This is a genomic window from Gilliamella sp. Nev3-1, from assembly GCF_001690435.1.
Classification (GTDB): domain Bacteria; phylum Pseudomonadota; class Gammaproteobacteria; order Enterobacterales; family Orbaceae; genus Gilliamella; species Gilliamella apicola_C.
In genome coordinates this window covers 46,662-67,873 of the sequence record NZ_LZHN01000004.1, presented here as the reverse complement: position 1 = coordinate 67,873, position 21,212 = coordinate 46,662, and the positions used below count along the sequence as shown (strand labels likewise).

Below are 21,212 nucleotides of genomic sequence, written 5' to 3'. Positions count from 1 at the left end.
TCTAACGACCTTAAATCAAAATTGAACCGTACGATCTGACATAGCAATTGATTCACTCAGTTCACCAAGCCCTGTTAATTCAAAATGTTCAGCAAGATTACCCTCAGTAACACCACGTCTTTGCGCTGCTGCGACACACACAGCTAATGTTAATGAATATTTCTTTGCTAACTGTTGCCATGCTACAACTAAATTAAACTCATCATTAGCTGGATCTGTATAATGATTGGCATTATATATGCCATCAGCATAAAAAAAGATATTTTTAATTGAATGAGAAGTTTTTGTCAGCAATGTATGCGCAAATTGGTAAGCGCAATAAGCAGATTGGGTCCCATAAGCAGGACCCAAAACAACAAGTGTATAATTTAATGAATTCACAAAATTATTTTGCTTTCTGTGAGTTAGTTTCTTGTGAATTTTGGTCCTTGGCATTACCATTATCAATGCCCAATAATTCAACTTCAAAAACCAAGGTTGAAGCAGGTTGAATAGAGGCTTTATCATTTTGACCAGGGAAACTCTGATCTCCATAAGCTAATTCAGGTGGAACCACTAGTTTAATTTTACCGCCAACGCCAATTAATTGAATGCCTTCTGTCCAACCTTTAATTACGCCGTTAAGTGGGAATGTTGCTGGCTCACCACGGTCATAAGAACTATCAAATTTACGCCCATCAGTTAATGTCCCTGTATAATGAACAATAACTGTATCTTCAGCTGTTGGATGGCTCTCTGAACCCTCTTTAATGATTTGATAAAGCAATCCAGATTTGGTTTTTTTAACGCCATCTTGTTTAGCAAATTCTTCACGAAATTTATTGCCAGCAGCTGTATTATCTGCTTTTTCTTTTTCAAAACGGGCTTTACTTTCTTCTTGAATACGTTTACCAAACGCATCTAAAATAGTTTTAACATCATCTTTTGAAAGTTGCGATGCATCACGGAATGTTTCATTGAAACCACTGATTAAATATTCTTGATCAGGCTTAATTTCATTTTGTTCCAAATTTGATTTCATATAGGTTGCGAATGATGAACCTAAAGCATAAGCTTCTTTTTGTGCATCAGTTGAAAGAGTGACTTTGCTTTCCGTTGTTTCAGTATTCGATTCAGCTGTTTTTTTATCATCACATCCCGATAATGCTAAAACAATGGCGCCACTTACTAAGGTCATTTTAATCAATGATTTCATTATACTTCTCCAAGTTATAAACTTTTTAGTTGATTATTTTAATTATTATATATGATTTGGTATAGGATAATATAGTGCTTGTGGATCATTTATTTTATAAATCTGTATTAATATGTTGATAACAAATTAGGGCAGACAATATTTCGCAATTTAAATCATCCTTGAGTGAAAGCGGTATCCTCAGTTATAATGTATAGAATTTAGAGTAAATAATGTATAAGGATAGCTATTTTGACTACCGAACTTAATGCCCTTGATATTGAAGAGATCATCAGTTTATTACCCCATCGTTACCCATTTTTAATGGTTGATCGCGTGATTAGTTATGAAAAAGGTAAAACATTAAAAGCGATAAAAAATGTGACGGTGAATGAGCCATTCTTTCAAGGACACTTCCCAAACAAACCGATTTTCCCTGGCGTATTAATTTTAGAAGCCATGGCACAAGCAACGGGTATTTTGGCATTTAAAAGCATTGAAGAGCTGTCTCCTGGGCAACTTTATTATTTCGCTTCAATTGACAAAGCGCGTTTTAAACGTCCTGTTGTACCTGGTGATCAGCTTGTACTTGATGTTGAGTATATTAAAGAGCGTCGTGGTATTGCGCTATTCCATGGTGTTGCAACTGTTGATGGCAAGTTAGTTTGCGAAGCCGAAATGATGTGCGCTCGTAAATAACATTTGGTATTTAAAATATTCCAAATTGTTTTAAGGAAATACTATGGCAACAGAAATACACCCAAGTTCAGTCATTGAAAAAGGTGCTAAAATCGGCGATAACGTCAAAATTGGTCCTTTTTGTTTTATTGGTGAAAATGTTGAAATTGGTGACGGAACCTTTTTAAAATCGCACGTTGTCATCAATGGTCACACCAAAATTGGTAAAGATAACCAAATTTATCAATTTGTCTCAATTGGTGAAGTAAACCAAGATTTAAAATATCGTGGAGAGCCAACGCGTACCGAAATTGGCGATCGCAATATGATTCGCGAAAGCGTCACTATTCACCGTGGTACGGTTCAAGGTGGCGAGTTAACTCGTGTTGGTAGTGATAATTTATTGATGATTAATGCTCACGTTGCACACGATTGTTATATTGGTGATCACTGTATTTTAGCAAATAACGCTACTTTAGGTGGGCATGTTCAATTAGGTGATCATGTGATTATTGGCGGTATGACCGCAGTACACCAATTTTGTGTTATTGGATCGCATGTGATGGTTGGTGGTTGTTCAGGCGTTGCGCAAGACGTTCCACCTTATGTTATTGCTCAAGGTAATCATGCAACACCTCATGGCGTAAATTACGAAGGGCTAAAACGTAGAGGGTTTAGCAAAGAAGCTTTACAAGCGATTCGCAACTGCTATAAAACCCTTTATCGAAATGGCCTAACGTTAGAAGAAGCCAAAGTTCAAATTGAAGCTGTTGCAAAACAACAGCCTGAAGCCCAACTTTTTATTGACTTCTTTACCCGTTCAACGCGAGGCATCATCCGTTAATGGTCAATAAACCGTTAACTATTGCTCTAGTTGCTGGAGAAACCTCTGGTGATATTCTTGGCGCAGGATTGATTCGTGCGCTGAGAAAACATCATCCAAATATTGAATTTGTTGGTATTGCTGGCCCTCAAATGCAAGCCGAAGGTTGCCAAGCTTGGTATGAAATGGATGAATTGTCAGTTATGGGAATTGTTGAAGTATTGGGGCGTTTACGTCGTATTTTATCAATCCGTCGAGATATCACTCAACGCTTAATTCAGCTTAAACCTGATATATTTATTGGTATTGACGCGCCTGATTTTAACCTTTCTTTAGAAGGTAAATTAAAGCAAGCAGGTATAAAAACCATTCATTACGTTAGCCCTTCGGTTTGGGCTTGGAAACAAAAACGTGTTTTCAAAATTAAACGCAATACCAATCTTATTTTAGCTTTTTTGCCATTTGAAAAAGCGTTTTATGATAAATTTGATGTACCTTGCCGTTTTATCGGTCACAAAATGGCGGATGACATTGCACTTAACCCAAATCAACACGCTATGCGCCAACAATTAGGTATTCCGCTTAATAGTCGTTGTATAGCTTTATTACCTGGTAGTCGTCATGCTGAAGTTGCATTATTATCAGCACCTTTTTTAAAAGCGGCAATACTCTTGCGTAAGCGCTATCCTGATCTACATATTGTTGTGCCACTAGTCAATGCGAAAAGACGACAAGAGTTTGAACAAATTAAAGCCGAAATAGCACCAACACTTGATGTACAATTATTAGATGGTCATGCCCGTGAAGCAATGATTGCCAGTAATGCTGCAATTTTAGCATCAGGCACAGTAGCACTAGAATGTATGTTAGCTAAATGTCCGATGGTAGTTGGCTATAAGATGAAGCCTTTCACATTTTGGCTCGCTAAAAAATTAATTAAAACACCTTATGTTTCTTTACCTAATATTTTAGCGGGTAAAGCGATTGTGCCAGAGCTATTACAGCAAGATTGCACACCTGAAAATATTACTAATCATATTATTTCTTTTTTAGAAAGCGACAATAGTATATTGAAGGAAACCTTTTTATCTTTACATAATCAAATTCGTTGTAATGCCGATGAACAAGCAGCACAAGCGGTAATTGATGTAATTAGAGGATCCACATAGTTGTTAGATTTTACTTATCCAAATGCAACACTGATTGCTGGTGTTGATGAAGTCGGACGCGGTCCACTTTGTGGCGATGTTGTTACTGCTGCTGTTATTTTAGATCCAAACAAGCCAATTAAAGGCTTAACAGACTCTAAAAAATTGACTGAAAAAAAGCGCGAACAACTGTTTGACATAATCAAACAAGATGCTTTAGCGTGGAATATTGCCCGCGCTTCAGTGGATGAAATCGATAAATTAAATATATTACATGCCACTATGCTAGCAATGCAACGTGCTGTATCTGGGTTACCTATTAAACCCAATTTTGTATTAGTTGATGGTAATCGTTGTCCTGATTTTGGTATTCAAAGCCAAGCGGTTATTAAGGGCGATTTATTGGTAGCAGAGATTAGTGCTGCTTCAATTTTGGCTAAAGTTACTCGTGATCGTGAAATGGTTGAGCTTGATAAGTTGTATCCACAATATGGTCTTGCTAAGCATAAAGGTTATCCAACTAAAGCGCATTTAGCGGCAATAAAAGAACATGGTATTAATCATTTATATCGTAAAAGTTTTGCACCAGTTAAGCATTTAGTCTTATTTTAATTTACCATTGTTTGTCAACTGTTGTCAGTAAGGGGGAATTAAAAATAGAAACTGGTGAAATAACAGTTTCTTGATAAGGAATTTTGTTTCCATAACGCTCTTTTAATTTTTTCTTCACGACAGGTGATGAAAGATTAAAATCTTTGATAGTTTGTAATTGACCAATTTTCAATTTCAAAGCCTTATCATAAATTTTCCAGATTAACTCAGAACAATAGATATAATTATTGTCCCAACCAAACCCGATATCATAAGGTTTGCCTTCAAAACTACTTGCGACTTGCTTTAATTTAGTAATTTCGCTATGGGATAGATTGTGATTTTTTAAACGTTTTATGATGTAGTTTTTATTTTTACCACGTGCAATCCAACTATTTAGTGGTGTATAAACGACTTTATTAGCAGCTTCAAAAACATATGGCTTACCATTATTTTTAATAAAAATAATTCCCATATGACTGTATGGAGAGTTTGTAGCTTGTTCAACTGCCAGGCTTTGTCTTGATTGTGAGGATTGAAAAATAATATCCCCATCTTGAGGTTTATAACTAGCAATACTAATAAAGCTAGCTAAAGACAGCATAAACAATATAACAAAACGCATTAAATTTACCTTTAGCTGTAAATAATGCTATAAATTATAAAATAAAATAGCCACTTATAAAATAGTGTTTTGTAAGTAGCTATTTAAATGGGAAACTAATCTTGATGAGTAAAGATAGACGCAAATTTATTTTTATACATCTCTTTACTCGCTTTAACAAATCGAATTGTGTTGAATATACCCAATAAACTTGCTTGATGCATACGATAGAGCAGGCGATGAATAGTTAAAGCAAAAAAGCCTTTAACGCTCATTTCTCCTTTTCCAGCAATTTTAACCACACCTTGAGCGGTATCATGCAAAGAAATAATTGTTCCATTATCTGTATAACTGAATGATTTCATGGATTTATTATTTAACATGTTAACAATGTTTTCATAACAAATTTTTGCCATTTGATGTGCGGCTTGTGCGGTAGCGGGAGCGGCTCGTCCGCTGTCTTGCATTGCGTAAGCACAATCACCAATAACAAAAATATTATCATCACGTGTTGTTTGTAATGTTGGTTTTACTACAAGCTGATTAGAACGACTTGATTCTAATCCAGAAATATCTTTTAAATAATCAGGTGCTTTTACCCCAGCAGTCCAGATCATAATATCTGCGTGAATGGTATCGCCTTCTTTTGGATAAAAGCCATCACTTTCCGCTTTAGTGATCATGGTTTTTGTTAATACGCGAATGCCACGGTTTTGTAAAGTTTCAGTGATACTTAATGCTGTTTTTTCAGGTAGGGCAGGTAAAATACGATCAGTTGCTTCAATAATGGATACATCTAGTAAATCTGAACACATTTTATTGTGACCACAAGCGCCGAATGTTTCAACCATGTGAGGTAATTCAGAGGCTAATTCAACACCTGTTGCACCGCCACCAACAATAGCAATACGAATTTTATCTTCAGTTTTTTCTTGTTTTTCATCAATAATTGAACAAAAACCAGCAAATTTGGCAATCAGTGTTTCACGTAAACGAATTGCAGCACTTTGGTCATCTAAAAAGATACAATGCTCTTTAACACCAGGTGTGCCAAAATCGTTTGAGGTACTTCCTATTGCTACAACTAAAATATCATAGGGTACAGAGATAGATTCGTTGTTTAAATCTTCAATAATAACTTGTTTTTCTTCACGGTTAAGATCTTTAAATGTACCTTGTGTAAATTGAAAGCTGTGTTGTTGCCCTTGTGTAGCATAATCAATTTTATCAGCTTGTTCGTTCAAAACACCTGTGGCAAATTCATGTAATAAAGGTTTCCACAAGTGATAGCTGTTTTTATCAATTAGTCTAATTTCGGCTTGGTTGTCTTTACCTAGTTTATCGCCAAGGTCTGTAGCTAGCTCTAAACCACCGGCTCCACCACCAATAATTATTATTTTTTTCATAAATTTCGAACCTTATCGTATATTAATTGAAAATATCATACTAAATAAGTAGGTTTTTATCTATTTCTTTTAACTAATATCAATTATAAATAAAACCTATTAAAGTGATGTTTTATAATTATCAAAATTTATTTAAAAGCTAAATAGAATATAGCCATATTGACTATTCATAATGTTAATATATTCTTATTTTTTAAAATAAAAATTCTGCTTTAGCTGTTGAAATAAAGCATTTTTGGTATAACCTATAATATAGTAATCGTTACAATTTAAGTATGTAAAATCTGTAATGCATACCATAGTCCTAATTGTTTAGGTCTTATCTAATCATTATCACTCTATACAAAATTTATGAATAAAAAAATTTTTATTACGATTGTGTTAATTGTTATTTTAATCTCAATGACAATTTTAATTCGCTCACACAATAGTCAGCTTATCTTACAAGGTGAGGTTGATGCTCCTAATGTTAGTATTTCGTCAAAAGCGAAAGGACGGGTGCAGGCTATCCATGTTAATCGAGGCGATGATGTAAAACCAAACGATATATTAATAACGCTTGATAGCCCAGAGCTATTAGCACAAGTCAAAGCGGCGCAAGCGGCTTGCGATCAAGCACGCGCCCAAGTCGCGCTTTCTGAACATGGAACACGTGAAGAAAGTATTCGCTACTATCAAGCGTTACTTCAACAAGCTAAAGTTGCTTATGATAATGCATCCAAAGAATATGATCGTAACAAAGCGATTTCGGCCAAAGGTTATGTTTCTCAATCTATCTTAGATAATGCATTAAAAACGCGTGATGCAGCTTTTCAACAAGTTCAGTCAGCACAAGCTAATTTAGATCAAGCCAAAAATGGTGATCGTATTGAACAACGTGAAATTTATAATGCTAAATTAAAAGAAGCAGAAGAGCAGCTTAAACAATTACAAATTCAATATGATGATTTACAAGTAAAATCTCCTGTTGAAGGTGAGGTTGGTTCAATACCAGCCGAAGTTGGTGAGTTATTTAATGCCAATAGCCCATTATTGACTGTAATTCAACTACCAAAAGCGTACTTTATATTTAATCTTCGTGAAAACATTATGCCTAATATTCATAAAGGCGATCATGTTAAGCTTGAAGTGCCTGCTCTTGGTAATAAGGAAATTGAGGCTGAAGTTCGTTATATTGCGCCTATGGGTGATTATGCAACAAAACGGGCAACGCGAGCTACTGGTGATTTTGATTTAAAAACCTTTGAAGTTAGGCTTTATCCAACAAAGCCTATTACTAATTTACGTGCAGGTATGAGCACACTATGGAAATTAGACAACTAATTTGGGATTTTTGGCACCGCTTTAAACAAGCGTTTAATGCTGAAATACCCACCATTTTTAAACGATTTACTTTCCATTGGCTAATGTGGATTTTGCCACTAATTATTTTTGTATTAATCAGTAGCATATTCCACCGCGGTGTGCTATTTGATCTACCTGTTGGCTATATAGATCATGATAACAGTGTTTTATCACGTGAAATTGTGCGCAATCTTAATGCCGGTGCACATGCAAGCCTTGTTAACTATGATAGCCAGCTTTCAGAGGCCGAGCGCGATTTGCGAAAAGCAAAAATTTACGCCATTTTTTATATTCCCCCTAATTTTGAAGCAGATGTATTAGCTGGCCGTCAGCCCACTCCAATGCTATATTACAATGCGTTATACTATAGTGCGGGCTTGTATTCTATTATGGACTATTCTGGCCTTATTGCCGCATTAAATACTCAATACCGTAGCACAATGGCAACTAGTATTGGGATACCAGTACCTAAGCTTGCAAAAGTAAACTTCAATTATGATGGATTGTTTAATGCCAGTGGTAACTCAATGTACTTTCAGCAATTTTCTGCTGTTGTGCATCTACTACAACTGTTTGTTGTCACAATAACGATTCATCTATTAGCACAATTACCAAAGCGAACTCGCCCTAATTATCCTTTTGTTTTAGGGAAATTAGCGCCTTATACCATTTGGTTTACTATGTTACTTATTTTTGAAATTGCTATGCTGGTTTTATTTTCTGATGCGCGTGTATCAGGATCGCCCTTTGCAATGATGATAGTGGTGTTTTTCTATGTTATTGCTGCGCAAAGTATCGGTATTTTGCTGTACACTTTTACAAAAACGCCAATTGATGCTTATTCCTATATCGGTCTTTTAGTTGGACTGGCGTTAACTTATTCGGGCATTGTTGTGCCAGAACTATCAATGCCATGGATTGCGAGATTCATTTCATCTTTAGAGCCATTAACTTATGCACTTAATAAACTGTTTGATCTGTTTTTACGCCATTCTAGCTATCTTTCAGTGCTAAAAGTCTGTGGTATTTTAATGATCTATCCAATAATTATTACTGTGTTAGTAAGAAAACGTCTAGTAAGACGACTACATTCACAGTAAGGGGAAAAACCAAGATGCTTAAAATATTTTGGTCTTCATTTGTAAAAATATTTTTGCTTATGTTAGTGAGACCAAGGTGGTTATTGTTACTCTTATCTGTCTCATTGATGAGTTTAGTTTATAGTAATGGAACCATAACCAGCTTGCCAGTAGCCATCGTCGATCAAGATCATACACCAACAAGTCGAGGTTTAATTCGCTCTTTAAATACTAGCTCTAAAATCGAGACCATCATATATGAAAGCTCTCTGCAAGCTTATGATGATATTAATAATCATCGACTCTTTGCAGTATTTACAATTCCAAGAGATTTTGAAAAGCGGTTATTAAATGGCGAAGAAGTGACAATACCTGCATATGGTGATGCTTCAAGTCGTTTAGCCAATGGTTTAATACAAGTCGATATAAAAGGGATCTATCAACAGATATTAACTCAATATAATACTCGAATAATGCGTAATAGTGGATTCTCAGATAAACAGATCAATATTATTTTATCGCCAATAAATGGTCAAACTGAACCACTTTATAATCCTGGCGTCAGTTTTGCCGCTATTACCTTTCCGGGTTTATTAGTAATGTTATTGCAACACTCATTTTTAATTGCTTCAACGCGTACTAACATTACTTTAAACTCACTACCGAAAGGTAAACCGCCGAAAATAGTCATATTTGGTAGTTTATGTGGTCTTATACCGATCTGGTTATTTTTATCCATTGTTCTGTTTGGTTTATGGCCTTGGGCACTTGGCTATCGACAACTCGCTAATATACCCGAAATTCTAATTATGACATTTCCATTATTGCTTGGCGTTTTAGGGCTCAGTAAATTACTGACTGAATGTTTACGTAAAACCGAAATGATCTATTTGACACTCGCATTTTTGACAACCCCCGTATTTTATTTATCGGGTACAATTTGGCCGCTTGATGCCATGCCTTTTGGGGTACAAATAGTTTCTAAAATGTTACCATCAACTTGGGCAACCAATATGATAGCAGGTGTCAATCAAATGGGGTTAAGCTTAAAAGATAATTTATTTAATGTATTTATGATTTTGTTGCTTGGGATTATATACGGTTCACTAGGCTTTTTTATTGCAGCATTGCGAGAAGGTCGAGTAAGAAAATTTTTTAAAAACTCAACGTCTAAATCTAGAAAAATATAATAATCAATAGATTATCAATGATATAAAATATAAATCCAGTGGCTTATTGTTATTAGCTTTACCGATTGATATTAAATATTGCTATGATGATTTAAATTGATCGTTAATAACTTTTGATTAGTACAAGAGTGGTACAAGCTTAGTACAAGCAGTTCGGCTTGTTTTATTGGTTAATTTATTTTATTGTTTGAGAATTATCTTGAATTAGCATTTGTTTATTTAAATTTAATATCGTTTTACTTGTATTCGCGTTATACTAAATAAACTTATATACCACAGCAAAAGGAGACTTGATAATGGAGTTTGATACTTCAGTTCTTTGCGATTATTACCCAGAAGACGTTAACGTTGTTGAACCGATATTTAGTAATTTTGGCGGTGTGACATCATTTTCAGGTCAAGCTGTAACAGTTAAATGTTTTGAAGATAACGGGCTACTATACGAAATTTTACAATCGGACGGTTCAGGTAAAATTCTTGTTATTGATGGTGGTGGTTCTGTTCGTCGTGCATTAATTGATGCAGAGCTAATCGATATTGCCGTGCAAAATCAGTGGGAAGGGATTATTGTTTATGGCGCTGTTCGTCAAGTTGATCACTTGGCTGAAGCTGATATTGGTATTCAAGCGCTGGCAGCAATTCCAGTTGGTGCTGAGGATCAAGGAATAGGTGAAATCGATATTCGAGTTAACTTTGGTGGCGTAACTTTCTTTTCTGGTGATTTTATTTATGCTGATAACACTGGTATTATTTTATCTGAAATTGCGCTCGAAATTGAAGATAAATAAAAAATAACCTATACCGCCGAAGCCTATCGGCGGGTTTTATATTTAAATGCGCGCTTTTCTGAAGTTTTTTAACAAGGATTTTGTTAATGCTAAATTATTCGATTACGAATATAACCGCCAGTTACCGTTTTAATCAGTCCCTCTAGTTCCATATCCAATAATTTAGTTGTCACTTCGGAAATCGGTAAATTGACTTGCTGGGCAATAATATCAATAGGAATAGGTTGGTGGTGAATCACAGCAAAAATTTCCGGATACAAAATAGAATGACTTGGCGCTTCTTTAATTGAATTAAGCGAGTTATTTACTACTGATAAATAGTTATAATAATGCTCTAAAATATCAGCAGGCTTAGAAACCAAATAAGCGCCTTGTTTAATTAAATAATGAGTTCCACTACAGTTTTCATTATCAATATCGCCAGGTAAAGCAAAGACATCGCGATTTTGTTCAAGTGCATAGCGTGCTGTAATTAGTGAACCACTTTTTTCTGATGCTTCAATCACAAAAGTACCTAAACTTAATCCGCTAATAATTCGGTTTCGACGAGGGAAATAGACTGATCTGGCTTTTTCAAATGGTAGAAATTCAGAAACAATGGCGCCACCTTGTGACAAAATATCATTGGCTAAGCTTAAATTTGATCTTGGGGCAATCTTGGCTAATCCACTGCCTAGAACTGCAATAGTCGGGCCAGATACTTCAAGCGCACCACGATGGCAAATTGCATCTAACCCTAGCGCCAAACCACTGGTTATGGTTAAACCATTAATAGCTAATTCGCTTGCAAAATATCGCCCCCATTGTGCTCCATATTCACTAAATTCGCGACTGCCCACCATAGCCAATTGAGGAGAATCTAGTAACTGCCGATTACCTAAAACAAATAATAATAAAGGCGGAGAATCAATTTGCTTAAGTAGTAAGGGATAATCATTATCGCAATAGGCAATAAGATATTTTGGTGGAAAAGGTGAATCTAACCATTCAAGTATTGGCTCAAAATGTAGGTATGATGTTTCATAAAAAAGTGCTAATTGAATGTCTGATAATCCTAGTTTATTTAATAGAAGAGAGACATCTTTTATGCTACTAGGTAAACCGTTAACAAAAAGTTGCATAATTTTTTCAAAAATGGCTCGTTTTCCATATCTAAGCATTGAAATTCGTAATAAAAATTCATATTTACTCATCATAACCCTTTTTTATATACAGCTTAAACAGGCGTCATATCTTGAATTGATAAGATATATTTTATCAATAGCCAACAAGGGCTATTCATCAGTATGATAAATGTTTACAATGAATAATAGATGGAATAAACCCGAAATTTGAGGAGTAGATCGAATAATTTATGGCTATTTTACCAGTATTACGTTTTCCTGATGAGCGACTTCGCAAAGTTGCTAAGCCTGTTACCAAATTTACACCAGAGTTACAAACCATTATTGACAACATGATTGAAACCATGTACGCCGAAAATGGTATTGGTCTGGCTTCTACCCAAGTCGATGTGCATGAACAAATTATCGTAATTGATGTATCAGAAGACAAAAGCCACGTTTATGTGATTATCAACCCAGAAGTCATTAGCCAAGACGGTGAAACAGGTATTGAGGAAGGCTGTCTATCGGTACCTGATTGCCGTGGTTTTGTGCCAAGAGCTGAAAAGATTAAAATTAAAGCACTTGATCGTAATGGCAATCCTTACGAAATTGACGCTGATGATCTATTGGCTATTTGTATTCAACACGAAATGGATCACTTAAAAGGTAAGCTTTTTGTCGATTATCTTTCACCATTAAAACGCCAACGAATCGAACAAAAAATGAAAAAACTTGCCCGAGAAGAGCAACGCAGTAAATAAAATTAACCGCCAGTACTTGGCGGTTAAACTCATTACGCTTAGCTATTTAGCGACAATAACCATGGCAGGGCGAATTAAACGGCCATTTAAGGTATAGCCTTTCTGAATGGTATTAACAATTTGTCCTGACTGATGTTCAGGTGATTCAACCATACTTATCGCTTGGTGTACATCAGGATTTAATTGAGAATCTTCGGTATTAATCACTTCAATACCAAATTTTTTGACAGTGTCTAAGAATGATTTTAATGTCAGTTCTAATCCTTCAACTGTCGCTTTATGTTCTGGATTCGCTTTGTCTGTCGATTCTAAAGCGCGTTCTAAATTATCAATAACGGGTAATAATTCGTTAGAAAATTTTTCGAGTGCAAACTTACGCGCTTTATCAACATCTTGCTCGACTCGTTTACGAACATTATCAATTTCAGCTCGCGCACGAATCATGGCTTCACTTTCATTTTTTTTCGCTAATTGCAATGCTTGTTCAAGCTCTGCAATACGAGCATCTTTTGCACTTAATTGTTCTTCAAGATTTGGTTGCGCAGTTACTTCTTGCTCGGCTGTTGCTTCTACTGGTGTGTCAATGTTAGTTTCATTTTCTGACATATTTTTATCTTGCTCTGTCATAGGGTACTCCAAATAATGTAGTCGAAAACTTAGTGAATAACGGTTATTATGGGGGCAATTTTTATGATTACAAGCCTATCATCATATTGATATGTGATTTTTTGAATTATTATCAAAAAATACAGATGGTTGTGTAAAAAATAACAAGGATATTTTATGGATACACCATTTAAATGTATTGGCTTAATTGGGCTTCCGCGTAAATTAGAAGCAATAGAAACTCATCAAGTGCTTTATGATTGGCTTGTTAAACTTGGTATTCGCGTGCTGGTTGAAGAGCGCTTAGCGGATCACATTCAATTTTCTGTTAGCCACTACGCCTCGTTGGAAACAATTGGTGAGCAAGCCGATCTCGCTATTGTTGTAGGGGGAGATGGAAATATGTTGCATTCAGCTAGGCGACTATCGCACTATAAAATCAAAGTTATTGGTGTCAATCGCGGTAACCTCGGTTTTTTAACTGATATTTCTCATGAACAAGTGATTGAACAATTAAGTCCTGTTATTGCTGGTAAATATGAGGATGATCCCCGCTTTTTGTTAGAAGTGTCTATTTATGATAATGGTAACTTGATTAACTCAAGTTTTGCCGTCAACGAAATTGTTGTTACTCCTAATACCGTTGCACATATGATTGACTATGATGTCTACATTAATGAACGCAATGCCTTTTCACAGCGAGCAGATGGGTTAATTATTGCCACACCGACAGGCTCTACCGCTTATTCACTATCGGCGGGAGGTCCTATTTTAGCTCCTCATTTAGATGCATTAATTATTACACCAATGTTTCCACATTCATTAGCGGTCAGACCATTAGTGATCAAAAGTGATAATGCTATCCGCTTAAAATTCCCAACGACAGCACTGGATCTTAATATTGCTTGTGATAGCCAAATTATTTTGCCTGTCAAACCCACACAAGATGTGATTATTCGCCGTTCTTCGTATGAGTTTAATTTAATTCACTCTAAGGATTATGATTATTTTAATAATCTTTCAACCAAATTAGGTTGGTCACAAAAGATGTTTTAGCTAGTGTTATCAAAAAATTTCAGAGAAATATGCATTTGAATATCAGATCATTGATCCTTGCCTTATTGGCGACATAAAACCCATCTAATTGCCCCAAGCTTAGTATACGATATTAGAAACTAGGGCTATGATATATCAGAAAGAATAGTAAATTAAGCACGATAAAAACCATTCAGAAAAGCTATTGATTTTATTTGGGTTTTTTATTTAAGCGATTATAAACAATAATATTCATCTTTTTACCACAAGTCTATCGCATGAAGTACGGCCCAATACATTAAATAGACCGTTTAATCCGGTTAAACTCAACCTAGTTTGGATGACCGACATCACTGATATCCCCCCCCTCTTGAAGGTGGATTATACTTCGGTGTAATGATTTATTCGGTCGAAAAGTGATCTGCCAGCAAATAAGCTCATATATTGATAGGTATTGAGTTTGTAGCATGCGCAAACATACCTTATTTCGTCGTCAATTTAGTGTATTGATAGTGGCGAGTATTGTCTTATATTTTGGCGAGGATCACGCTTCATCTCTTAAATAATTAATGTCATGACATAAACTGTGAATGATGAAAAGATAGCTGCAATCACATCATCTACCATAATGCCAAATCCACCGGGGATACGTTTATCAAACCAGCGAATTGGCCAAGGTTTTGCCATGTCAAACACTCTAAATGCCACGAAAGCTATGGCAATCCACATAACTGAAAGTTGCGGAATAAAAAATAGGGTGATCCACATGCCGACAAATTCATCCCAAACGATATGCCCTGAATCGTGCGTATGGGTATCATCCGATGTTTTTTGGCAAATAAAACAACCAAAAATAAAAGTCACTAAAATAAATATCCAGTATAAAGCTGGCTGTAAGCCATAAAACAAAAGCCATAACGGGATAGCCATTAATGAACCCATAGTTCCCGGCATAATCGGTGACATGCCGCTACCCAATCCTACTGCTAAAAAATGAATGGGATTGGTCAGTTTTAGGTATTTTTTAAAATTTTTGTTTCGCTCTTGTTTGGTCATGATTCAATATTCTTTTAGATAAAATTATGCCGACATTAAGTCGGCAAAAAGAAAGGCGCTTATGTTAACAAAACACCTTTGTATTAATTGTGACAATATTATTCGTCTTTGGTTAATGTTGCAACCATTACCGCTTTAATGGTATGTAGCCTGTTTTCGGCCTCGTCAAATACAATACTATGCTCAGATTCAAATACATCATGAGTTACTTCAAGCCCATTGGTTAAGCCATATTGTGCTGCCATTTGTTTACCCACTGTCGTATTTATATCATGAAAAGCAGGCAGGCAGTGCATAAATTTGACATTTGGGTTACCAGTGAGTTTAATCACGTTTTGATTTACTTGATATGGTGTTAATAGCTTAACTCGCTCATCCCAAACATTTTTAGGTTCGCCCATTGACACCCATACGTCCGTGTATAAAAAGTCGACGTCTTTAACGCCTAAAGTCACATCTTCAGTTAAGATAATTTTTGCTCTTGTCATTTTGGCAATATCTTGGCACTTTTGCACAAGTTCGGCTTCCGGCTGACAAGCCTTTGGTGCAACTAATCGAATCTCCATCCCCATTAACGCTGCACCTTCCATTAATGAATTTCCCATATTATTCCGAGCATCACCTAAATAGGCAAATTTAATACTGCTTAATGGTCGATCTCCTATATGCTCTTGCATTGTCATAAAATCGGCTAATATTTGCGTTGGATGTGCTTCGGTTGTTAAACCATTCCAGACTGGCACACCTGCATATTTTGCTAAGGTTTCAACAATTTCTTGACCATAACCACGATATTCAATTCCATCATACATTCGACCTAGCACGCGCGCGGTATCTGCAATTGATTCTTTATGCCCAATTTGGCTACCACTGGAGCCTAAATAGGTTACTTGAGCTCCTTGATCAAACGCACCTACTTCAAATGCACAGCGAGTACGAGTTGAATCTTTTTCGAAAATAAGGGCTATATTTTTACCAACTAAATGTTTTTTTTCGTTACCTTGTTTTTTGGCTTTTTTTAGTTCGATAGCAAGTTCAATCAATCGATTAATTTCTGCTGGAGTAAAGTCGAGTAAACGTAAAAAATGGCGTTGATAAAAACCGTACATATTGAGCTCCTAAAAAGCGGTAAACTTTGCTAAGATTTTATTTGAATAATTATGCAATTTCAAGTTAAACCTTCTAGATTTATTTGATATTATTTCTAAGCATTGAATTGTCTAAAATTTTAGATTTTGTCATTTGGTTGTTTTTTATAATATTGCTTTTTTTGTTTAAAAAAGTGTAATAATATGATTAAATATTGTATTATTAAAAACAATTAAATTGAATTTTTATTCATATTTATTGGTTGTTTAATCAAAGGTAGCTTAATCATGCAAACTTACGCCCTCCTTATGTTGCAAGACGGTTCGCAATTTATTGGTAAATCCATTGGTGCTAACGGACAAACTGTTGGTGAGGTGGTCTTTAATACGTCAATGACTGGCTACCAAGAAATCCTTACCGATCCTTCTTACTGTGAACAATTGGTTACACTGACCTATCCTCATATTGGTAATGTCGGAACAAATGATAATGATGCTGAATCCAGCCAAATTTATGCAAAGGGATTGATTATTCGTGATTTGCCATTATTAGCCAGCAACTACCGAAGTGAACTCGATCTTTCCAGCTATTTAAAAAAGCATAATGTTATTGCCATCGCCGATATTGATACACGGCGCTTAACGCGTATTTTGCGTGAAAAAGGAGCACAGCATGGTGTTATTATAACGGCAACGGATAAAAAGACCTTACTTGAAAAAGCCGAAATAGCCAAACAACAGGCAATAAATTTTAAAGGATTAAGTGGGCTTGATTTAGCTAAAGAAGTGACGTGTTTGACAAGTTATATTTGGACTCAAGGCATATGGACAAGACAACAACAGCCTAATCCAATACCAGAAAAACAATTACCATACCATGTTGTTGCTTATGACTTTGGCGTAAAACGCAATATTTTGCGCATGTTAGTTGAGCGTGGTTGTAAATTAACAGTCGTACCAGCCAAAACGACAGCAGAACAAGTCCTTGCATTAAAGCCAGATGGAATATTTTTATCTAATGGCCCAGGTGATCCAGCCCCTTGCCGTTATGCAATTGAGGCTATTAAGCAGTTTTTAAATGCTGACATTCCCATCTTTGGTATCTGCTTAGGTCATCAACTTTTAGCACTAGCATGTGGCGCTAAAACGATTAAAATGAAGTTTGGTCACCATGGCGGAAATCACCCCGTTAAAAATCTTGAAAATAATCAGGTTATGATCACCGCTCAAAATCATGGTTTTGCAGTAGATGAAGCAAGTTTGCCTGCTCATTTAAGAGCCACTCATAAATCACTATTTGATGGTTCACTGCAAGGTATTCATCACAATTACAAACCAGCTTTTAGTTTTCAAGGTCACCCAGAAGCCAGTCCCGGACCACATGATGCCGCACCTCTTTTTGATCATTTTATTGAGTTAATTAAAATTTATAAGCAGGAGCAATAATTATGGCGAAGCGAACAGATATCAACAGTATATTAATTATTGGCGCAGGTCCAATTGTTATTGGTCAAGCATGTGAATTTGATTATTCGGGAGCACAAGCCTGTAAGGCGCTACGTGAAGAAGGCTATCGCGTTATTTTAGTTAATTCCAACCCAGCCACTATCATGACGGATCCTGAAATGGCCGATGCCACTTATATCGAGCCAATTCATTGGACATGCGTTCGCAAGATTATTGAACAAGAAAGGCCAGACGCCATTTTACCAACCATGGGCGGTCAAACAGCGTTAAACTGTGCATTAGAGCTTGAAAAACAAGGTGTATTGAAAGAATTTAATGTTGAAATGATAGGTGCAACAGCAGATGCTATTGATAAAGCCGAAGATCGTAAACGGTTTGATGAGGCGATGAAAAAAATCGGCCTTGATACCGCTCGTTCAGGCATTGCGCATTCGCTTAAAGAAGCTTATGCCGTTCTTGAGCAAGTTGGTTTTCCTTGCATTATTCGCCCGTCCTTTACCATGGGGGGAACTGGGGGCGGAATTGCATATAACACAGAAGAATTTGATGAAATTTGTACCAGAGGACTTGATCTTTCACCAACCAATGAACTGCTCATCGATGAATCATTGATAGGTTGGAAAGAGTACGAAATGGAAGTGGTGCGAGACAAAAATGATAACTGCATTATTGTTTGTTCAATTGAAAACTTCGATCCAATGGGTATTCACACCGGTGATTCAATTACTGTTGCGCCGGCACAAACCTTGACGGATAAAGAATACCAAATCATGCGTAACGCTTCGATCGCGGTACTGCGTGAAATTGGCGTTGAAACCGGTGGCTCCAATGTACAATTTTCCGTTGATCCAAACACTGGGCGATTAATTGTCATTGAGATGAATCCGAGAGTATCACGTTCATCAGCGTTAGCTTCTAAAGCTACCGGTTTTCCAATTGCTAAAATCGCTGCTAAATTGGCAGTTGGTTATACACTCGATGAATTATCGAATGATATTACAGGGGGTAAAACCCCCGCCTCATTTGAACCATCAATTGATTATGTGGTCACTAAAATCCCACGCTTTAATTTTGAAAAGTTTGCTGGTTGTAATGATCGTTTAACCACGCAAATGAAATCGGTTGGTGAAGTGATGGCCATTGGGCGTACCTTCCAAGAATCAATACAAAAAGCATTGCGAGGGCTTGAGGTTGGCGCTTCAGGATTTGATCCTAAAATTGATAATTATACTGATGAAAAAAATATCACCAAAATTCGTTATGAACTCCAAGAAGCGGGCGCCGATCGTATTTGGTATATTGCCGATGCCTTTAGGGCTGGATTGAGTTTAGATGAGATCTTTACATTAACCAATATAGATCGTTGGTTTTTAATACAAATTGAAGAGTTGGTTAACCTTGAAAACAAGCTAAAGAAGCAGTCACTTGCACAGCTCGATTTAGAAACATTATGGCAATTAAAACGTAAAGGTTTTTCAGATTTACGCATTGCTAAACTACTTAATACCACCGAGCAATCGGTTCGCGATTTACGTCATCAATATCAAATTCACCCTGTTTATAAACGTGTTGATACCTGTGCGGCTGAATTTGCAACCGATACCGCTTACCTTTATTCAACCTATGAGCAAGAGTGTGAAGCCAATCCTCAATTTCGCCGTAAAAAAATTATGATCCTAGGTGGTGGTCCTAATCGAATTGGTCAAGGTATCGAGTTCGATTATTGCTGTGTGCATGCAGCATTAGCTCTGCGTGAGGATGGTTATGAAACCATTATGGTTAACTGTAACCCAGAAACCGTGTCAACCGATTATGATACTTCTGATCGCCTCTATTTTGAGCCAGTTACGCTTGAAGATGTGCTTGAGATTGCGCATGTTGAAAAGCCAAATGGTGTTATCGTGCAATATGGTGGGCAAACACCACTAAAGCTCGCCCGTGCACTTGAAGCGGCAGGTCTACCTATTATTGGTACTTCACCTGACGCTATTGATAAAGCCGAAGATCGCCAGCGTTTTCAAGCAATCGTCGATAAACTAAAATTAAAACAACCTGTCAACGCAACAGTGACTGATATTGATGAAGCTATCACCAAAGCGGAAAAAGTCGGTTACCCATTAGTGGTTAGGCCATCTTATGTATTAGGTGGTCGGGCAATGGAAATTGTCTATAATGAGCAAGATTTACGGCATTATTTTAAAACAGCGGTAAGTGAATCGAATAATGCCCCTGTCCTACTTGATCACTTTTTAGATGATGCCATTGAAGTAGATATTGATGTGATTGCTGATGGTGAACAAATTGTCATTGGTGGTATTATGGAACATATTGAACAAGCAGGGATCCACTCTGGCGATTCAGCTTGTTCATTACCTACACACACACTAACCTCAGAGATTTTAGCCCAACTCAGGCAACAGGCTAAACAGTTAGCACTTGAGCTTGATGTGAAAGGCTTAATGAATGGACAGTTTGCTGTTAAAGATAACCAGATTTATTTAATCGAAATCAACCCGCGAGCAGCTCGCACTGTCCCTTTTGTCTCAAAAGCAACTGGCTTACCACTCGCTAAAATCGCCGCACGAGTCATGGTAGGAACAACCTTGGCACAACAAAACGTAACTAAAGAAGTAATCCCTCCTTATTACTCAGTAAAAGAAGTGGTATTACCGTTTAATAAATTCAGTGGCGTTGATCCAATCTTAGGTCCAGAAATGCGCTCAACGGGTGAAGTAATGGGCATCGGTAAAACCTTTGCTGAAGCCTTTGCTAAAGCCCAGCTTGGTAGTTTATCCAATATGAAAAAATCAGGAAAAGCATTATTATCGGTTCGTGATCAGGATAAAACAAGGCTGTTAGAAGTCGCTAAGCGATTAATTGCTCATGGATTTAGTATTGATGCCACTATTGGCACGGCAAAGGTATTACAACAAGCAAATATATCATGCCAAATCGTAAAAAAAGAAAACGAAGGGCGCCCGAATATCCATGACCACATAAAAAATGGCGAGTACAGCTATATTCTTAATACCACCTCTGGACGAGCGGCCATTGAAGCCTCAAAAATATTGCGTCGAAGTGCCATTCAATATAAGGTACATTACGATACCACCATGAATGCTGCCTATGCCACAACTGCGGCACTCAATTACGATCCAGCACAAACTGTAACGCCATTACAGCAACTTTATTGATAAACAAAAAGACGAAGACGAGCAATGCTCGTCTTTAAAAATCGCAATCAAAATATAATAACTTTGCAATCACC

At 36.5% G+C, this 21,212-nt stretch carries 20 protein-coding genes; 12 read left to right on the top strand and 8 right to left on the bottom strand.

The annotated features are described in order from the left end of the window. Positions 1-15: 15 nt before the first annotated feature. Both tusD and fkpA read right to left on the bottom strand, forming a co-directional pair. A complete protein-coding gene (gene tusD / locus A9G40_RS01045) occupies positions 16-381 on the bottom strand; it encodes a sulfurtransferase complex subunit TusD (RefSeq protein ID WP_065581523.1) in 366 nt (121 codons plus the stop codon). A gap of 4 nt (positions 382-385) precedes the next feature. After that, positions 386-1,195 (bottom strand): FKBP-type peptidyl-prolyl cis-trans isomerase, encoded by an 810-nt coding sequence (gene fkpA, locus A9G40_RS01040; RefSeq protein WP_065581522.1) that lies wholly within the window; start codon positions 1,193-1,195, stop codon positions 386-388. 231 nt (positions 1,196-1,426) lie between these two features. Here fkpA and fabZ point away from each other — a divergent pair, with 231 nt between their 5' ends. The 4 genes from fabZ to rnhB are packed head-to-tail and all read left to right on the top strand — an operon-like array spanning position 1,427 to position 4,435. Next, entirely contained in the window at positions 1,427-1,873 is a 447-nt protein-coding gene (gene fabZ, locus A9G40_RS01035) for a 3-hydroxyacyl-ACP dehydratase FabZ (protein WP_065568254.1), read from the top strand. A 43-nt stretch (positions 1,874-1,916) separates the two neighbouring features. After that, complete coding sequence (gene lpxA / locus A9G40_RS01030; RefSeq protein ID WP_065581521.1) at positions 1,917-2,696, top strand: acyl-ACP--UDP-N-acetylglucosamine O-acyltransferase; 780 nt, start codon at positions 1,917-1,919, stop codon at positions 2,694-2,696. Then, positions 2,696-3,844, top strand: coding sequence for a lipid-A-disaccharide synthase (gene lpxB / locus A9G40_RS01025; RefSeq protein ID WP_065581520.1), 1,149 nt, complete (start codon positions 2,696-2,698; stop codon positions 3,842-3,844). Before lpxA ends, lpxB begins: the two co-directional genes overlap by 1 nt. Continuing rightward, positions 3,845-4,435 carry a ribonuclease HII gene (gene rnhB, locus A9G40_RS01020; RefSeq protein WP_065581519.1) on the top strand — a complete coding sequence of 197 codons (591 nt, stop codon included), beginning with the start codon at positions 3,845-3,847 and terminating at the stop codon, positions 4,433-4,435. Between the two features lies 1 nt (position 4,436). Here rnhB and A9G40_RS01015 read toward each other — a convergent pair whose 3' ends face one another. Then, a complete protein-coding gene (locus A9G40_RS01015; RefSeq protein WP_065581518.1) occupies positions 4,437-5,039 on the bottom strand; it encodes a YiiX family permuted papain-like enzyme in 603 nt (200 codons plus the stop codon). Positions 5,040-5,134: 95 nt separating this feature from the next. After that, entirely contained in the window at positions 5,135-6,424 is a 1,290-nt protein-coding gene (locus tag A9G40_RS01010) for an NAD(P)/FAD-dependent oxidoreductase (protein ID WP_081302101.1), read from the bottom strand. 351 nt (positions 6,425-6,775) lie between these two features. Here A9G40_RS01010 and A9G40_RS01005 point away from each other — a divergent pair, with 351 nt between their 5' ends. From A9G40_RS01005 to rraA, 4 genes are all read left to right on the top strand, one after another. Further along, complete coding sequence (locus A9G40_RS01005) at positions 6,776-7,747, top strand: HlyD family secretion protein (protein ID WP_065581517.1); 972 nt, start codon at positions 6,776-6,778, stop codon at positions 7,745-7,747. Further along, positions 7,729-8,868: an ABC transporter permease gene (locus tag A9G40_RS01000; protein ID WP_065581516.1), complete on the top strand. Its 1,140-nt coding sequence runs from the start codon at positions 7,729-7,731 to the stop codon at positions 8,866-8,868. Before A9G40_RS01005 ends, A9G40_RS01000 begins: the two co-directional genes overlap by 19 nt. Positions 8,869-8,882: 14 nt before the next feature. After that, on the top strand, positions 8,883-10,037 hold the full coding sequence (locus A9G40_RS00995; protein ID WP_065581515.1) for an ABC transporter permease: 1,155 nt from the start codon (positions 8,883-8,885) through the stop codon (positions 10,035-10,037). 296 nt (positions 10,038-10,333) lie between these two features. Then, positions 10,334-10,825, top strand: coding sequence for a ribonuclease E activity regulator RraA (gene rraA / locus A9G40_RS00990; RefSeq protein WP_065568263.1), 492 nt, complete (start codon positions 10,334-10,336; stop codon positions 10,823-10,825). Between the two features lie 89 nt (positions 10,826-10,914). Here the strand turns inward: rraA and dprA are convergent, their stop codons facing one another. After that, the gene (gene dprA / locus A9G40_RS00985) at positions 10,915-12,018 is read right to left on the bottom strand and encodes a DNA-processing protein DprA (protein ID WP_218057909.1); all 1,104 of its coding nucleotides are present in this window, start codon (positions 12,016-12,018) and stop codon (positions 10,915-10,917) included. A 161-nt stretch (positions 12,019-12,179) separates the two neighbouring features. Between dprA and def the strand changes: the two genes are divergently transcribed. Next, complete coding sequence (gene def, locus A9G40_RS00980) at positions 12,180-12,692, top strand: peptide deformylase (protein WP_065581514.1); 513 nt, start codon at positions 12,180-12,182, stop codon at positions 12,690-12,692. 42 nt (positions 12,693-12,734) lie between these two features. On the opposite strand, the gene grpE is transcribed toward def, so the two are convergent. Next, positions 12,735-13,319: a nucleotide exchange factor GrpE gene (gene grpE, locus A9G40_RS00975; protein ID WP_065581513.1), complete on the bottom strand. Its 585-nt coding sequence runs from the start codon at positions 13,317-13,319 to the stop codon at positions 12,735-12,737. A gap of 156 nt (positions 13,320-13,475) precedes the next feature. Here grpE and nadK point away from each other — a divergent pair, with 156 nt between their 5' ends. After that, positions 13,476-14,354, top strand: coding sequence for an NAD(+) kinase (nadK, locus tag A9G40_RS00970; RefSeq protein ID WP_065581512.1), 879 nt, complete (start codon positions 13,476-13,478; stop codon positions 14,352-14,354). Positions 14,355-14,891: 537 nt separating this feature from the next. Here nadK and A9G40_RS00965 read toward each other — a convergent pair. Then, positions 14,892-15,389 (bottom strand): phosphatidylglycerophosphatase A family protein, encoded by a 498-nt coding sequence (locus A9G40_RS00965; protein ID WP_065581511.1) that lies wholly within the window; start codon positions 15,387-15,389, stop codon positions 14,892-14,894. A 98-nt stretch (positions 15,390-15,487) separates the two neighbouring features. Further along, positions 15,488-16,498, bottom strand: a complete 1,011-nt coding sequence (argF, locus tag A9G40_RS00960) for an ornithine carbamoyltransferase (protein WP_065581510.1) — start codon at positions 16,496-16,498, stop codon at positions 15,488-15,490. A gap of 267 nt (positions 16,499-16,765) precedes the next feature. Between argF and carA the strand changes: the two genes are divergently transcribed. Both carA and carB read left to right on the top strand, forming a co-directional pair. After that, positions 16,766-17,923, top strand: coding sequence for a glutamine-hydrolyzing carbamoyl-phosphate synthase small subunit (gene carA, locus A9G40_RS00955; protein ID WP_065581509.1), 1,158 nt, complete (start codon positions 16,766-16,768; stop codon positions 17,921-17,923). 2 nt (positions 17,924-17,925) lie between these two features. Next, positions 17,926-21,138, top strand: coding sequence for a carbamoyl-phosphate synthase large subunit (gene carB, locus A9G40_RS00950; protein ID WP_065581508.1), 3,213 nt, complete (start codon positions 17,926-17,928; stop codon positions 21,136-21,138). Positions 21,139-21,212 lie beyond the last annotated feature (74 nt).

Coding starts and splice junctions, on each gene's coding strand:
- fkpA (WP_065581522.1), bottom strand. CDS start 1,195: ATGAAATCATTGATTAAAATGACCTTAGTAAGTGGCGCCATTGTTTTA.
- lpxA (WP_065581521.1), top strand. CDS start 1,917: ATGGCAACAGAAATACACCCAAGTTCAGTCATTGAAAAAGGTGCTAAA.
- lpxB (WP_065581520.1), top strand. CDS start 2,696: ATGGTCAATAAACCGTTAACTATTGCTCTAGTTGCTGGAGAAACCTCT.
- A9G40_RS01015 (WP_065581518.1), bottom strand. CDS start 5,039: ATGCGTTTTGTTATATTGTTTATGCTGTCTTTAGCTAGCTTTATTAGT.
- A9G40_RS01010 (WP_081302101.1), bottom strand. CDS start 6,424: ATGAAAAAAATAATAATTATTGGTGGTGGAGCCGGTGGTTTAGAGCTA.
- A9G40_RS01005 (WP_065581517.1), top strand. CDS start 6,776: ATGAATAAAAAAATTTTTATTACGATTGTGTTAATTGTTATTTTAATC.
- A9G40_RS01000 (WP_065581516.1), top strand. CDS start 7,729: ATGGAAATTAGACAACTAATTTGGGATTTTTGGCACCGCTTTAAACAA.
- A9G40_RS00995 (WP_065581515.1), top strand. CDS start 8,883: ATGCTTAAAATATTTTGGTCTTCATTTGTAAAAATATTTTTGCTTATG.
- rraA (WP_065568263.1), top strand. CDS start 10,334: ATGGAGTTTGATACTTCAGTTCTTTGCGATTATTACCCAGAAGACGTT.
- dprA (WP_218057909.1), bottom strand. CDS start 12,018: ATGAGTAAATATGAATTTTTATTACGAATTTCAATGCTTAGATATGGA.
- def (WP_065581514.1), top strand. CDS start 12,180: ATGGCTATTTTACCAGTATTACGTTTTCCTGATGAGCGACTTCGCAAA.
- grpE (WP_065581513.1), bottom strand. CDS start 13,319: ATGACAGAGCAAGATAAAAATATGTCAGAAAATGAAACTAACATTGAC.
- nadK (WP_065581512.1), top strand. CDS start 13,476: ATGGATACACCATTTAAATGTATTGGCTTAATTGGGCTTCCGCGTAAA.
- A9G40_RS00965 (WP_065581511.1), bottom strand. CDS start 15,389: ATGACCAAACAAGAGCGAAACAAAAATTTTAAAAAATACCTAAAACTG.
- argF (WP_065581510.1), bottom strand. CDS start 16,498: ATGTACGGTTTTTATCAACGCCATTTTTTACGTTTACTCGACTTTACT.
- carA (WP_065581509.1), top strand. CDS start 16,766: ATGCAAACTTACGCCCTCCTTATGTTGCAAGACGGTTCGCAATTTATT.
- carB (WP_065581508.1), top strand. CDS start 17,926: ATGGCGAAGCGAACAGATATCAACAGTATATTAATTATTGGCGCAGGT.